Source organism: Sphingomonas mangrovi (genome assembly GCF_047975845.1).
Taxonomy (GTDB): domain Bacteria; phylum Pseudomonadota; class Alphaproteobacteria; order Sphingomonadales; family Sphingomonadaceae; genus Sphingomonas.
The window spans coordinates 164,997-177,987 of the sequence record NZ_JBIUCZ010000002.1; the positions used below are offsets into that span (position 1 = coordinate 164,997).

Annotated in this window: 13 protein-coding genes and 1 pseudogene; 4 read left to right on the top strand and 10 right to left on the bottom strand. The window is 69.7% G+C overall.

Annotated features, from left to right (window positions below; genetic code table 11):
- Positions 1 to 11 precede the first annotated feature (11 nt).
- Both ACBY01_RS02220 and ACBY01_RS02225 read right to left on the bottom strand, forming a co-directional pair.
- Positions 12 to 1,202, bottom strand: coding sequence for an aspartate aminotransferase family protein (locus ACBY01_RS02220; protein WP_416459128.1), 1,191 nt, complete (start codon positions 1,200 to 1,202; stop codon positions 12 to 14).
- Between the two features lie 126 nt (positions 1,203 to 1,328).
- Positions 1,329 to 2,171 carry an ABC transporter permease gene (locus ACBY01_RS02225; RefSeq protein WP_416459129.1) on the bottom strand — a complete coding sequence of 281 codons (843 nt, stop codon included), beginning with the start codon at positions 2,169 to 2,171 and terminating at the stop codon, positions 1,329 to 1,331.
- A 70-nt stretch (positions 2,172 to 2,241) separates the two neighbouring features.
- On the opposite strand from ACBY01_RS02225, the gene ACBY01_RS02230 reads away from it, so the two are divergent.
- Positions 2,242 to 2,958: a GcrA family cell cycle regulator gene (locus ACBY01_RS02230; protein ID WP_416459130.1), complete on the top strand. Its 717-nt coding sequence runs from the start codon at positions 2,242 to 2,244 to the stop codon at positions 2,956 to 2,958.
- 92 nt (positions 2,959 to 3,050) lie between these two features.
- On the top strand, positions 3,051 to 4,046 hold the full coding sequence (locus tag ACBY01_RS02235; protein WP_416459131.1) for an alpha/beta fold hydrolase: 996 nt from the start codon (positions 3,051 to 3,053) through the stop codon (positions 4,044 to 4,046).
- 62 nt (positions 4,047 to 4,108) lie between these two features.
- Here the strand turns inward: ACBY01_RS02235 and ACBY01_RS02240 are convergent, their stop codons facing one another.
- The gene (locus tag ACBY01_RS02240; RefSeq protein WP_416459132.1) at positions 4,109 to 4,936 is read right to left on the bottom strand and encodes an outer membrane protein; all 828 of its coding nucleotides are present in this window, start codon (positions 4,934 to 4,936) and stop codon (positions 4,109 to 4,111) included.
- Positions 4,937 to 5,070: 134 nt separating this feature from the next.
- The gene (locus ACBY01_RS02245) at positions 5,071 to 5,451 is read right to left on the bottom strand and encodes a hypothetical protein (RefSeq protein WP_416459133.1); all 381 of its coding nucleotides are present in this window, start codon (positions 5,449 to 5,451) and stop codon (positions 5,071 to 5,073) included.
- A gap of 74 nt (positions 5,452 to 5,525) precedes the next feature.
- Between ACBY01_RS02245 and parE the strand changes: the two genes are divergently transcribed.
- Both parE and ACBY01_RS02255 read left to right on the top strand, forming a co-directional pair.
- A complete protein-coding gene (parE, locus tag ACBY01_RS02250; protein WP_416459134.1) occupies positions 5,526 to 7,508 on the top strand; it encodes a DNA topoisomerase IV subunit B in 1,983 nt (660 codons plus the stop codon).
- 183 nt (positions 7,509 to 7,691) lie between these two features.
- Positions 7,692 to 8,939 carry a serine hydrolase gene (locus ACBY01_RS02255; RefSeq protein ID WP_416459135.1) on the top strand — a complete coding sequence of 416 codons (1,248 nt, stop codon included), beginning with the start codon at positions 7,692 to 7,694 and terminating at the stop codon, positions 8,937 to 8,939.
- A 4-nt stretch (positions 8,940 to 8,943) separates the two neighbouring features.
- Here ACBY01_RS02255 and tatC read toward each other — a convergent pair whose 3' ends face one another.
- The 6 genes and pseudogenes from tatC to nagZ all read right to left on the bottom strand — a co-directional run bounded on the left by tatC (position 8,944) and on the right by nagZ (position 12,978).
- The gene (gene tatC, locus ACBY01_RS02260) at positions 8,944 to 9,720 is read right to left on the bottom strand and encodes a twin-arginine translocase subunit TatC (protein WP_416459136.1); all 777 of its coding nucleotides are present in this window, start codon (positions 9,718 to 9,720) and stop codon (positions 8,944 to 8,946) included.
- A complete protein-coding gene (tatB, locus tag ACBY01_RS02265; protein WP_416459137.1) occupies positions 9,717 to 10,142 on the bottom strand; it encodes a Sec-independent protein translocase protein TatB in 426 nt (141 codons plus the stop codon). Before tatB ends, tatC begins: the two co-directional genes overlap by 4 nt.
- A gap of 214 nt (positions 10,143 to 10,356) precedes the next feature.
- Positions 10,357 to 10,537, bottom strand: a pseudogene (locus ACBY01_RS02270) (twin-arginine translocase TatA/TatE family subunit); the annotation flags it as partial.
- 28 nt (positions 10,538 to 10,565) lie between these two features.
- Positions 10,566 to 11,144, bottom strand: a complete 579-nt coding sequence (gene scpB / locus ACBY01_RS02275; RefSeq protein ID WP_416459138.1) for an SMC-Scp complex subunit ScpB — start codon at positions 11,142 to 11,144, stop codon at positions 10,566 to 10,568.
- A complete protein-coding gene (locus ACBY01_RS02280; protein ID WP_416459139.1) occupies positions 11,141 to 11,878 on the bottom strand; it encodes a segregation and condensation protein A in 738 nt (245 codons plus the stop codon). Before ACBY01_RS02280 ends, scpB begins: the two co-directional genes overlap by 4 nt.
- 92 nt (positions 11,879 to 11,970) lie before the next feature.
- Positions 11,971 to 12,978: a beta-N-acetylhexosaminidase gene (gene nagZ / locus ACBY01_RS02285; protein ID WP_416459140.1), complete on the bottom strand. Its 1,008-nt coding sequence runs from the start codon at positions 12,976 to 12,978 to the stop codon at positions 11,971 to 11,973.
- Positions 12,979 to 12,991 lie beyond the last annotated feature (13 nt).

Below are 12,991 nucleotides of genomic sequence, written 5' to 3' on the forward strand. Positions count from 1 at the left end.
GCGGTTGCGGATCAATTGTCGGCGGCGGGCGCGAAGCTGCGCGCCCCGGCGGAAAGCTTCTCCACCGCCTCGGCGATGTGGCTTTCCTCGATCACCAGCGGCGGCAGCACGCGCACCACGTTGCCCCCGGCCGAAACCGTCAGCAGCTGATGGTTGTCGCGCAGGTGCGCCACGAACTCGCGCGCATCCGCCTTGAGCTTGACGCCCAGCATCAGCCCCTTGCCGCGGATCTCCTCGAACAGGTGATCGTGGTTCGGGATCATCTGTTCGAGCGCCGACCGCAGCCGCTCGCCCATCGCCTTCACGTGCTCGAAGAAACCGGGCTCGAGCATCACGTCGAGCACCGCCTCGCCCGCCGCCATCGCCAGCGGGTTGCCGCCGTAGGTGGAGCCGTGGGTGCCGAACACCATGCCCTTGGCCGCTTCCTCGGTGGCGAGGCAGGCGCCGAGCGGGAAGCCGCCGCCGATGCCCTTCGCCACCGCCATGATGTCGGGGACGATGCCATATTGTTCGTGCGCGAAGAAGGTGCCGGTCCGGCCGTAGCCGCACTGCACCTCGTCGAGCACCAGCAGCAGGCCGTGCTCGTCGCAGGCCTTGCGCAGCCCCTGGAGGAACTCGGGGGTGGCGGCCATCAGCCCGCCCTCGCCCTGCACCGTCTCGACCAGGAAGCCCGCGGTCTCGTCGTCGATCTTGGCGAGCGCACCCTCCAGATCGTTGAACGCGACATAGTCGAAGCCCGGCAGCAGCGGCTCGAACCCGTCGCGCATCTTGGGCTGGTCGGTCGCCGAGATCGCGCCGAGCGTGCGCCCGTGAAACGCGTTCTGGAAGGTGATGAGCTTGTGCCGCTGCGGATTGCCGTTGGCGTGGTGGTAGCGGCGCGCGGTCTTGATCGCGCACTCGACCGCCTCGGCGCCCGAGTTGGTGAAGAACACCGTGTCGGCGAAGCTGTGGTCGACGATCCGCTGTGCCAGCGCCTCGCCCTGCGGGCTGCCGTAGAGGTTGGAGACGTGCATCAGCGTCGCCGCCTGATCGGCGATCGTCTTCACCAGGTGCGGATGGCCGTGGCCGAGCGCGTTGACGGCGATGCCGGCGGCGAAGTCGAGATATTTGGTGCCGTCCTCGCTGTAGAGATAGCAGCCCTCGCCTCGCACCGGGCGCACGCCACACCGTGGGTAAACGGGCATGAGCGCGGTGATGGTCATCGAACTGCCTCCTTCAGGCTGAGGAAAAGCTCCAGAAACGCGAAAGGGCGGCCAAGCCCGGCCGCCCTTTCAACGATGTACGCGCACCGGCCGGAGCCGGTCAACACCATGCGGAGGTTCGCGCGCTCAGCTCTTCGTCTTCCAGCCCGTGGCGAGCAGACGATAGGCGATCAGCGCCAGCACCACGTCCACGGCCAGGATCACCAGGCTGCCGAGCAGCACGGGCGAATCGGCGGTGCCGATGAAGCCGTAGCGGAAACCCGAGATGATGTAGAAGAACGGGTTCGCGTGGCTGATCGCCTGGAACGTCGGGGAGAGACGATCGACCGAATAGAAGGTGCCCGACAGCAGCGTCAGCGGCCCGACGATGAAGTTCTGCACCGCCGCGGCATGATCGAACTTCTCCGCCCAGATCGAGGTCAGCACGCCGATCAGCGCGAGGAACATCGCGCCCAGCAGCCCGAACCACAGGATGGCGCCCAGGTGCCGCGGGGTGACGTGGACGCCCGGCCACAGCGCCATCGCCAGCCACACCGCGCCGCCGACCAGAAAGGCGCGGGTGACGGCGCCGCCGACCAGCGCCGCCAGCAGCTCGCCGGTCGACAGCGGCGGCATCAGATAGTCGACGATCGTACCCTGCATCTTGCCGACCAGCAGCGAGAAGCTGGCATTGGCATAGGCGTTAGTGAGCATGCCCATGACGATCAGGCCCGGGGCCAGGAAATCGGCGAAGGCGACGGTGCCGCCGCCGACCGGCACCGCCCCGCGGGCGCCGAGTGCGGTGGTGAACACCACCAGGTAGAGCAGCGTCTGTACCGCCGGCGCCCAGATCGTCTGGAGCTGCACCTTGAAGAAACGGTGCACCTCCTTGATATAGAGCGCGCGCAAGCCGCCCCAGTTGACGTTCCGGATGACCGGGACGCCCGGGTCGGAAATCCTGTTTTCGGGTGCGAGGGGCTGATCGGCCATAGGGTGCCGCGTAGTCGCTGGCGCTGCGGGCCGCAACCCGCGCCGGACCATGAGTGGGGAACGACGACGAATGAGTTGGACCGAGGAACGCATCGCCACGCTGGCCAAGATGTGGGAGGCCGGACAGACGGCCAGCCAGATCGCGGAAGAGCTGGGCGGTATCAGCCGCAATGCGGTCATCGGCAAGGCGCACCGGCTGGGGCTCCAGTCGCGCCCGTCGCCCGTGCGCGCCAACGATCCCGAAGCCAAGAAGGCTGCGGCGGCCGCGGCCACCGAGGCACCGGCTCCGGCGCCGGCACCGGCCGCTCCTGCCCCGACGCCTGCCGCGGCGCCCAAGCCCGCACCGGCGCGCGCGCCCGAGCCGGCGCGTGCCGCACCGCCCCCGCCTCCGCCGCCGCCCGCCCGCGCTCCGGCTGCCGAGCCGGCCGAGCCCGAAGCGCCTACGCCCCGCCCCGAGCTGCGCTCGGTCGGCCCCGGCGGCTTCCTGCGCCAGAACCCCGGCGAGAACAGTGCGCCGATCGCCCCCGCCCCGCCCCGCCGGCTGGTGCCCGCGCGCCCCAGCGAGGCGATCGCCGGCAAGACCTCGCTGCTCGACCTGAACGACCGCATCTGCAAATGGCCGATCGGCCATCCGGGCGAGCCGGACTTCCACTTCTGCGGCGACAAGGTGAACCCGGGCTTCCCGTACTGCGTCGAGCATTGCGGCCACGCCTATCAGGCGCAGCTGCCGCGCCGCGACCGGCGCCCGCCGCCGCCGCTGCCCTATGGCGGCCCGCGCGTCCGCTAAGCGACTTTCGAGATTGGCATCGCCCCGGAACCCGCTTCCGGAGCGATCGCTTTTGGGGAGGACGCGAAGACGGGAGAATGCGGATGCGATCGATGGGCTGGACACTGGCGCTGGCGATGCTGGCCGCGCCGCTTCCCGCGCTGGCGCAAGCGACGCCGGATTACGGCGCCGACCTCGAACGGTTCGACTATCCCTATCCCCTCAACTGGTTCGCAACGCAGGCGCAGGGCGATGCCGTGCGCATGGCTTATCTCGACGTGGCGCCGACGGCGAAGGCGAACGGCACCACCGTGGTGCTGTTCCACGGCAAGAACTTCTGCGCGGCGACCTGGGGCGAGACGATCCGCGATCTCGCCGTCCGCGGCTATCGCGTGATCGCGCCGGACCAGATCGGCTTCTGCAAATCCTCCAAGCCTGCGGGCTTCCAGTACAGCTTCCACGCGCTGGCGCAGCTGACGGCAGGGCTGCTCGATCAGGCCGGCGTCCAGCGGATCGCGCTGGTCGGCCATTCGACCGGCGGCGTGCTCGCGACCCGCTTCGCCCTGCTCTATCCGGAGCGTGTGTCGCAGCTGGTGCTGGTGAACCCGCTGGGGCTGAACGACACGCTGGCCGAGGGCGTGCCCTACACCCCGCTCGACGCGTTGCGCGCCGAAGAGACGAAGACCGATCGCGAGTCGATCAAACGCTACCAGCAGCGCGTCTATTATCACGGCACCTGGCGACCGGCGTACGACCGCTGGGTGGACATGCTCGCCGGGCAATATGCCGGCGCGGACGGCGCCAAGGTGCGTGAGGCGCAGGCGCGGCTGTCCGACATGATCGAGACGCAGCCAATCGCCGCCGAGCTGCCGCAGGTGAAGCCCCCCGTCACCCTCCTCATCGGGCAGAAGGACAAGACCGCCTTCCGCGCCAACACCGCACCCGAGGCGGTGCGCGACCAGGTTCGCACCGTGCCCGAAGCCGCGGAAACCGCCGTGAAGGCGTTGCCGCGCGGTCGGCTGGTGCGGCTGCCGACGCTTGGCCATTCGCCGATGGTGGAGGATCCGACCGCGTTCCACACCGCACTCGCCGACGCGCTCCAGCGGTAATCGCGGGCATGGAAAAGGGGCCGCAGGCATGTGCCGGCGGCCCCTTTCTCGTCTGCGCCGGCTTAGAAGCGGAAGGCGGCGGTCACGCGCGCGCTGTGCCAGTCGAAGCGGTCGTCGCCGCGGCGCATGTCGGTGCCCGCGCTGTTGACCAGCAGGAACGGGTTGGTCGCGGGTGCCGTACCCGGGCCGACCGCGACCGTCGGGCTCTGATCGTCCACACTGGTGTAGGTGTAGAGCACGCCGATCGAGAAATTGTCGGCGACGCGCTGCTCCAGGCCGCCGCCCACGGTGTAGCCCCAGGCGTTGCGCTTCTGGCGATCGAGCGTGAAGCTGTTCGCCGCATTGCTCGTCTCGAACCCGCGATCGACGCGCGCCAGCGCCGCACCGCCGGTGATGTAGGGCAGCGTGTTGCCGAGGGCATAGCCGGCGCGCAGGCGGCCCGCGGCGTTCCAGTCGATGTCGCGCGTGAAGGCGTAACGCGCGGGCGTCGTGCTGTACGCGCTCGACGAGTCGCGGATGTTCGACTTGCCGAACTCGCCGACCGCGCCGACGACGATGTTGCCGAACTGCATGTCGTAGCCGGCCTGTGCCGAGTAGCCGACGCGGTCGCTGTCCTTGTTGCAGCCCGTCGGCGTCGCCGCGAGCGCGCGGCCACCGCAGAAGCCCGGCGAGAAGGCGTCGGCGCCGGCACCGGTGCGCACCGTGTCGCCGTAGGTGCCGTCCAGGTTGGTATCGAACTGGATCGGGTCGCCGCCGTCGCTCCCCTGCAGGTCCAGGCCGGCGCTTACCCCGACATAGGGGCCGGTCCAGTCGGCCTGCTCCTGCGCGAGCGCCGGGCCGGCGAGGACGAGCGTGGAGGCGCCGAAAAGCACGGCGGAAAGGGTTCGCATCGGATGGGGTCCAGTTCTGGTCACTTCGGTTAGGCTGGGAGAACGCCGGCACCGCGCGTGCTTTCCCCCGGACACACAATGAAACATCGTCCGTCCGTGCGTCCCCGCCCCTCACCGCGTCCGCGGCGGCACGATCAGTCCGGGGTGAACAGCCCCTGCAACCCCACCACGATGGCGAGGATGCCCAGGATCGCGAGCAGCAGCCCGGCACCGCTTCCCGAGGACGCCGGTGCCCGATCGGTCGTGCGCCCGTGCAGTCGGTCCCACAGCAGCGCCACGCCGACCGCGATCGCCACCACCTCGAAGTGGAACACGTGCGGGCCGGAGGTCATGTGGACCAGCAGGTAGTAGCCGCCGGTTACCAGCGCGACGACGCCGACGATCCAGCCGAACGGCCCGAGCTTGGCAGCGCCGGCGCGCAGATCGTCACCCACGCGCGGCAGCCGCGCCAGCAGAGCGATCGCCAGCAGGAAGCCGCCGAGAATGTTCGCGAGGTCTAGAAGCAATGCCATCATGCCACCCCAACGCACGATGCCCCGCAAAGGAACCGCGCTTTGCGCCGGGCTCCCCCGCGTACTATAGCTGTTCCATGGCCGAAGACCTGTTCGCTTCCCCCTCCACCGCCACCCCCGCCGACAGCTACGACGCCTCGTCGATTGAGGTGCTCGAAGGGCTGGAGCCGGTTCGCCGCCGCCCCGGCATGTACATCGGCGGCACCGACGAGCGGGCGCTGCACCACCTCGCCGCCGAGGTGCTCGACAACGCGATGGACGAGGCGGTCGCCGGCCACGCCAACCGCATCGAGGTGACGCTGGACGAAGGCAATCGCCTGACCATCGTCGACAACGGCCGCGGCATCCCCGTCGATCCGCACCCGCGCTTTCCCGACAAATCGGCGCTGGAGGTGATCCTCTCGACGCTGCACTCGGGCGGCAAGTTCACCGGCAAGGCCTATGCGACCTCGGGCGGCCTTCACGGCGTCGGCATCAGCGTGGTGAACGCGCTGTCGTCCGACACGGTGGTCGAGGTCGCGCGCGACCGCCAGCTCTACCGCCAGCGCTTCGCGCGCGGGCAGACGCTCGGTTCGCTGGAGCATGTCGGCGCGACCCCGAACCGGCGCGGCACCTCGGTCGCGTTCACGCCCGACACCGAGATCTTCGGCGACATGCCGTTCAAGCCGGCGCGGCTGCACAAGCTGGTTCGGTCCAAGGCCTATCTGTTCGCCGGCGTCGAGATCCGCTGGCGCTGCGCGCCCGCGCTGATCTCCGACGACACGCCGGCCGAGGCGGTGTTCCAGTTCCCCGGCGGCCTTGCCGACCATCTGCGCGAGCAGGTCGGCGCCCGCGAATGCGCGACGTCCGACTTCTTCGCCGGCGCGCAGGAGTTCCCCGACGCGCAGGGCCGCGTCGAATGGGCGGTGGCCTGGCCGCTGTGGAGCGACGGCAGCTACAGCTGGTACTGCAACACCATTCCGACGCCGGACGGCGGCACCCACGAGCAGGGGCTGCGTCAGGCGCTGGTCCGCGGCCTGCGCGGCTTCGGCGACCTGGTGGGGCAGAAGAAGGCCAAGGACCTGACGCCCGACGACGTGCTCACCGGGTCGGAGGTGATGCTGTCGGTGTTCATCCGCGATCCGCAGTTCCAGAGCCAGACCAAGGACCGGCTGACCTCGCCCGAGGCGACCGCGCTGGTCGAAAAGGCGGTGCGCGACCATTTCGACCATTATCTCTCCGACAACATGGAGCGCGGCCGTGCGCTGCTCGGCTATGTTCTGGAGCGGATGGACGAGCGCCTGCGCCGCAAGCAGGAGCGTGAGGTCAAGCGCAAGACCGCGACCTCGGCCAGGAAGCTCCGCCTGCCGGGCAAGCTTACCGACTGCGCCGCCGACGATCCGGCGGGCACCGAACTGTTCATCGTCGAGGGCGATTCGGCCGGCGGTTCGGCCAAGCAGGCGCGCGACCGCAAGACGCAGGCGATCCTGCCGATCCGCGGCAAGATCCTGAACGTGGCGTCCGCCACCAGCGCCAAGATCCTGGCGAACCAGGAGATCGCCGACCTGATCCAGGCGCTGGGCTGCGGCACGCGCAAGGACTGCGACCCCAGCCATCTGCGCTACGAGCGGATCGTCATCATGACGGACGCTGACGTCGACGGCGCGCATATCGCGACGCTGCTGATGACCTTCTTCTTCCAGGAGATGCCGGACCTGGTGCGCCAGGGGCACCTCTATCTCGCCCAGCCGCCGCTCTATCGCCTCACCGCCGGCGCCAAGAGCCTCTACGCGCGCGACGACGCGCATCGCGCCGAGCTGGAGCGCACCGCGTTCAAGGGCAAGAAGGTCGAGGTTGCGCGCTTCAAGGGGCTGGGAGAGATGAACCCGCAGCAGCTGCGCGAAACGACGATGGATCCCAAGACCCGCTCGATGATCCGCATCACCCTGCCGCAGGAATATGAGGAACGTGCCGGGGTGAAGGACCTGGTCGACCGGCTGATGGGCAACAACCCCGCCCATCGCTTCGCCTTCATCCAGGAGAATGCCGCGCGGCTCGACGAGGAAGTGATCGACGCGTGATAGCTGTGGCGGACCCCAGCGGCGCTTGATAGCCTCCGCCCCGCAACCACGGGGGGTCTGTCGATGCAACGAACGACGTGGGCACGGTTCGGGTGGCGGTCTGCGCCGGCTGCCCTGGCGCTGGTGGCGGCCCCGGCCGCCGCGTCGGGGCAGGATGCACCCCCCGCTCCGGCAGCGGCGCCCGTGACCGCCTCCCAGGAGCTTCGCCAGCGCGCCGACACGCTGGCCGCGGCGGTAGGCGGCGGCGTCGCCTATGCGGAGTATTTCGCGCCCAACTTCCGCGCAGATGTTTCCGAAGCCGCGTTCCGTCAGCTCTGCGCACAGTTGCAGACCGGCTACGGCAAACCAACCGGCATCGAGTCGCTGACGCCGCGCACCGCGCATATCGCCGACTTCCGGCTCGGGTTCGAACGCGGCATCGCCACCGGCCAGATCGTCGTCGACCCGGCCGCGCCGCACCAGGTGACTGGGCTGCTGATCACCCGCACCGAACCGCGCGAGGCGGCCGAAGCGAGCGTCGAGGCGGTCGTCGCCGCGCTGAAGACGCTGCCGGGCACCACCGGCTTTACCCTGACCAAGCTCGACGGAGACGCGCCCAGAACGCTGGCGGCGCACAACGCGACGACACCACTCGCGATCGGGTCGGCGTTCAAGCTGGTGATTCTCGCCGAACTGGTGCGCGCCACCAATGCCGGCGAGCGGCGCTGGGACGATGTCGTGACGCTCGACGGCACCGGTCTGCCCGGCGGCGGCTACACGCAGAAACCTGCGGGCACCCGCGTGAGCTTGCGCGAACTCGCCACGCAGATGATCTCGGTCAGCGACAATTCGGCGACCGACATTCTGCTGCGCCATCTCGGCCGTGAAAAGGTCGAGGCGATGCTGCCGGTGATTGGCTTCCGCGACGCGAAGGGGCGCAACATGCCGTTCCTCGCCACGCTGGAGATGTTCAAGCTCAAGGGAGTGCAGGGCGGCGCGCTCGGGCGGCGGTTCGAGGCCGCGGACGTGGCCGGGCGCCGTGCGCTGCTCGCCGGTCCGGTCGCAAAGGCACCGGTGTCGGCGATCCCGGCCGCGCTGTTCCAGGACCGCAAGCCGATCCGCATCGCCACGATCGAGTGGTTCGCCTCACCCGAAGATCTGGTGCGAACGATGGACTGGCTGCGGCGCCACAGCGAAGGCGCTCAAGGCGCCGAGCTGCGTGCAATCCTGTCAAAGAACCCCGGCATCACAGCGACGGCGGCCGCGCGCTGGGGTTGGATCGGCTACAAGGGCGGATCGGAGCCCGGCGTGCTCAACATGACGCTGCTGCTGCAGGCGAAGACGGGCGGTTGGTATGCACTGGCGGCGAGCTGGAACGATCCGGCCGCCCCGATCGACGAGCCGCGCTTCGCCGCGCTGGTCCAGAAGGCGGCGACACTCGCCGCCCCCTGACGCCTTACGCCTCGGCCTGTTCGTTTTCCTCGGGCGGTTCGTTGCGGGCGCGCTTGCGCTCGGTGAACCAGATGCCGATCAGCGCGATTTCGTAGAGCAGCACTAGCGGGATCGCGAGCAGCAGCTGCGACCCGACGTCGGGCGGAGTCAGTACCGCCGAGATCGCGAACGCCGCCACGATGGCATAGCGTCGCGCGCCGACCAGCTGCACGCGCGTGACGATCCCGGCGAGCTCCAGCAGCATCAGCAACACGGGCAGCAGGAACGCCAGCCCGAACGCGAACAGGAACTGCATCACGAACGACAGATAATTGGCGACCGAGGGCAGCGCCTCCTGCTGCACGCCGCCCAGATTCCCCTGGTAGCCGAGCAGGAAGTGCAGCGCGACCGGGATGGTCACGTAATAGGCGAGTGCCGCCCCCATCAGGAACAGCACCGGAGTCGCGAGCAGGAAGGGCAGCAGCGCCTTCTTCTCCGACCGGTAGAGTCCCGGCGCGACGAACTGCCACAGCTGGTTGGCGATCACCGGGAAGGACAGCATCATCGCCGCGAAAAACGCGACCTTCACCTGGACGAAGAAGCCTTCGAAGATCTCGGTGAAGATGATCCGCTTCTGCCCCGCCGCGAGCAGTGGCTGGACGAGAAACGCAAAGATATCCTCGGCGAAATAGAAGCACGCGCCGAATGCGATCGCCACCGCGATCAGCGAATAGAGGAGCCGCCGACGAAGCTCGATCAGATGGTCGAGCAGTGGCGCCTGGCTGTCGTCGATGTCCCTCACGACGGGGCCTTTCCGTCGACCGCGGGCGCATCCGGACGGTCGTCCTCACCGGCGGGGACGATGCGCGGCTGCTCGACCGTCACCGGCGTCTCCTGCGGCACTGCCCCGTCCGGGACTGCGTCCGGCGACGTACCGCCCTCGCGCGGCTCCGCCGCATTCGCGGAGTCGCTATCCGACGCGGGCAGCGCAGGATGCTCGCGCAGGATGCGGGCGTTTTCCTCGGCCCATTTCTTTTCCATCTCGGCGAGTTCCGCCTCCCGCACCATCGCGTCGAAGCCGGAGCGGAACTGGCGCGCGACACCGCGCGCCTTGCCGACCCACTGCCCGACGAAGCGCATTGCCTTAGGAAGGTCCTTCGGGCCGATCACCAGCAGCGCGACGACGGCCACCAGCATCAGCTCGGTCGGAGCGATATCGAACATTCAAGCGCCCGTTCGGGTCGAGGGGCGCGCCGGGCGCGCCCGCAAAGGTCGGATCAGCGGTCGGCGTCGCGGAGACGGTCGGTCTCACGAAGGCGATCGGCCTCACGAAGGCGATCGGCCTCGCGCAGACGGTCCGCTTCGCGCAGGCGCTCCGCCTCACGCTCGCGCTCGAGCGGCGTCACGTCGCGGTCGTAGGCGCGATCGACGTCGCTGCGCTGCTCCAGACGCGTCGGGCGTGCCGGCGGCACCTCGTCCTCGTCCTCGGCCATGCCTTTCTTGAAGCTCTTCAGACCCTTGGCCACGTCGCCCATCATGTCGGAAAACCGACCCTTGCCGAACAGCAGGAGCACGATGATCCCGACGATCAGCCAATGCCAGATACTAAGACCACCCATGTCGCGTCTCCGTTACGTTGCCGCCCACTTAGTCGCTCTCGTCGCCGCTTTCCAGTTCGCCCGCAAGCGCAACGTCGACCGGGTCGAGCAATCCCGCAGCGCGCAGGTCGTCGATTCCCGGCAGATCGCGGCGGCTGCGCAGCCCGAAATGGGTCAGGAATTCGGGCGTGGTGGCGTAGGTGAGCGGGCGTCCCGGGACCTCGCGGCGCCCCGCCGGCCGCACCCAACCCGCCTCCATCAGCACGTCGAGCGTGCCCTTGGCCACCTGCACGCCGCGAATCGCCTCGATCTCGGCGCGGGTGACCGGCTCGTGATAGGCGACGATCGCCAGCGTCTCGATGCCGGCACGCGACAGCCGGCGCGGCTCCTCCCGGTCGCGGCGCAGGAAGCGGGCGAGATCCGGCGCGGTTTCGAAATGCCAGCGGTCGCCGCGCCGCACCGGGCCGATGCCGCGGCCGGCATAGTCCGCCGCGAGTTGCTCCAGCGCGCGCGGCACCTCCGCCCCCTCGCCGACATAGGCGCGGATCGCGGCGACGCTCATCGGCGCTTCGGCGGCGAACAGCACCGCCTCGACCGCGCGCACCAGTTCGTCGGGCGCGCCGCTCATCGGATCGCCCGGATGCGCAGCGGCGCGAACGGGCCGCTCTGGTCGATCTCGACCCTGCCCTGCCGCGCCAGTTCCAGCGCGGCGAGAAAGCTGGAGGCGAGCGCCGAACGGCGGAAGGCGGCGTCGGCATCCTCGGGCAGGAAGCGCTCCAGTTCGGTCCAGTCGAGCCGGGTCCCGAGCATCGCGGCGACCCGCTCGATCGCGGTCTCCAGCGTCATCACGGCACGATGCTGGACGATGTGCAGCACCGGCCGCGTCCGCGCACTCACCCGGCCATAGGCGGCGACCAGTTCGAAGATCTCCGCCTGCCAGATCGCCCGGCGCAGCACGCGCAGCCCCTCCGGCCTGCCGCGTGCGAATACGTCGCGACCGATACGGTCGCGCGCGAGCAGGCGGGCGCCGGCCTCGCGCATCGCGTTCAGGCGTTCGAGCCGCAGCTGGAGCCGCAACGCCAATTCCTCGGGATCGGGCTGCGCCTCCGGGTCGCGCGGCAGCAGCAGCGCGGATTTCAGGAAGGCGAGCCACGCCGCCATCACCAGATAATCGGCCGCCAGTTCCAGCTTCAGCGCGCGCGCCTGCTCGACATAGGCGAGATACTGCTCGACCAGCTTGAGGATCGAGATCTCGCGCAGGTCGACCTTCTGCGTCCGCGCGAGCGCCAGCAGCAGGTCGAGCGGGCCTTCCCAGCCCTCCACCTCCACCGTCAGCGTGTCGTCGTCGGCACCGGCTTCCATCGCGCCGTTAGACAGGCTTGCGGGGCCGATGGCCAGAGGGCGCGGCGCGCTTCGTCCTGCGGACGCACGTCGCCATGACGCGCCGGGCGACGTCAGGCGAGGGCCAGCAGCGCGTCGCGCTTGGCGAGCAGCGCCGCAACATCGCCGACGTTTGCAGGCCTCAGGACGCTCGCCATCGCGCGGTCGAGGCGTGCAAGGCTCTCCGGCGCGATGGCGTCCAGACGGCCGGCGATCTCGACCATCTCGTCCATGCGCGCCCAGCAGTCGAGCACCAGGTCGCAGCCGGCGGCGATCGCGGCGGCGGCCTTGTCGCCCGCGCTGCCGGACAGCGCCTTCATGTCGATGTCGTCGGTCATCAGCAGCCCGTCGAAGCCGATGCGACCGCGGATCACCCCGGCGATCACGCTAGGCGACAGGGTGGCGGGGCGCTCGGCGTCCCAGGCGCGGTAGACGACGTGCGCGGTCATCGCCATCGGCGCGCCGGCCAGCGTGCGGAACGGCGCGACGTCCTGCTCCAGCGCCGCCGCATCGGCGTCGACCACCGGCAGTTCGAGATGGCTGTCGACCACCGCACGGCCGTGGCCGGGCATGTGCTTGACGATCCCGACCACGCCGGCACGGGCGAGCCCGTCGAGCACGGCGCGGCCGATCGCGGCGACCTGCAGCGGATCGGCACCATAGGTGCGTTCGGCGACCGCGGCGGTGGTGTCGGGCTGGCGCACGTCGAGCAGCGGCAGGCAGTCGACGGTGATGCCGACCTCGGCCAGCGTGTGGCCGATCGCCTCGGCATTGGCGCGCGCGGCCTCGATCGCCGAGGCGGGTGCTACCTCGTAGAGCCGGGCGAAGGCAGCGCCGGCGGGAAAGGCCGGCCATTCCGGCGGCTTCATCCGCGCGACCGCCCCGCCCTCCTGGTCGATCAGGATCGGCAGGTCGTCGCGGCCGGTGAGCGTTCGCAGCGAATCGGTCAGCGCACGCAGCTGCGGCCGGTCGACCACGTTGCGGCCGAATAGGATGAACCCTGCCGGGGCTGCGTCCCGGAAGAAGGCGACTTCGTCGTCGGTGAGGGCGGGGCCGGACAGGCCGAAGATCACGGGCTTCATGCCCGCTGCCTAG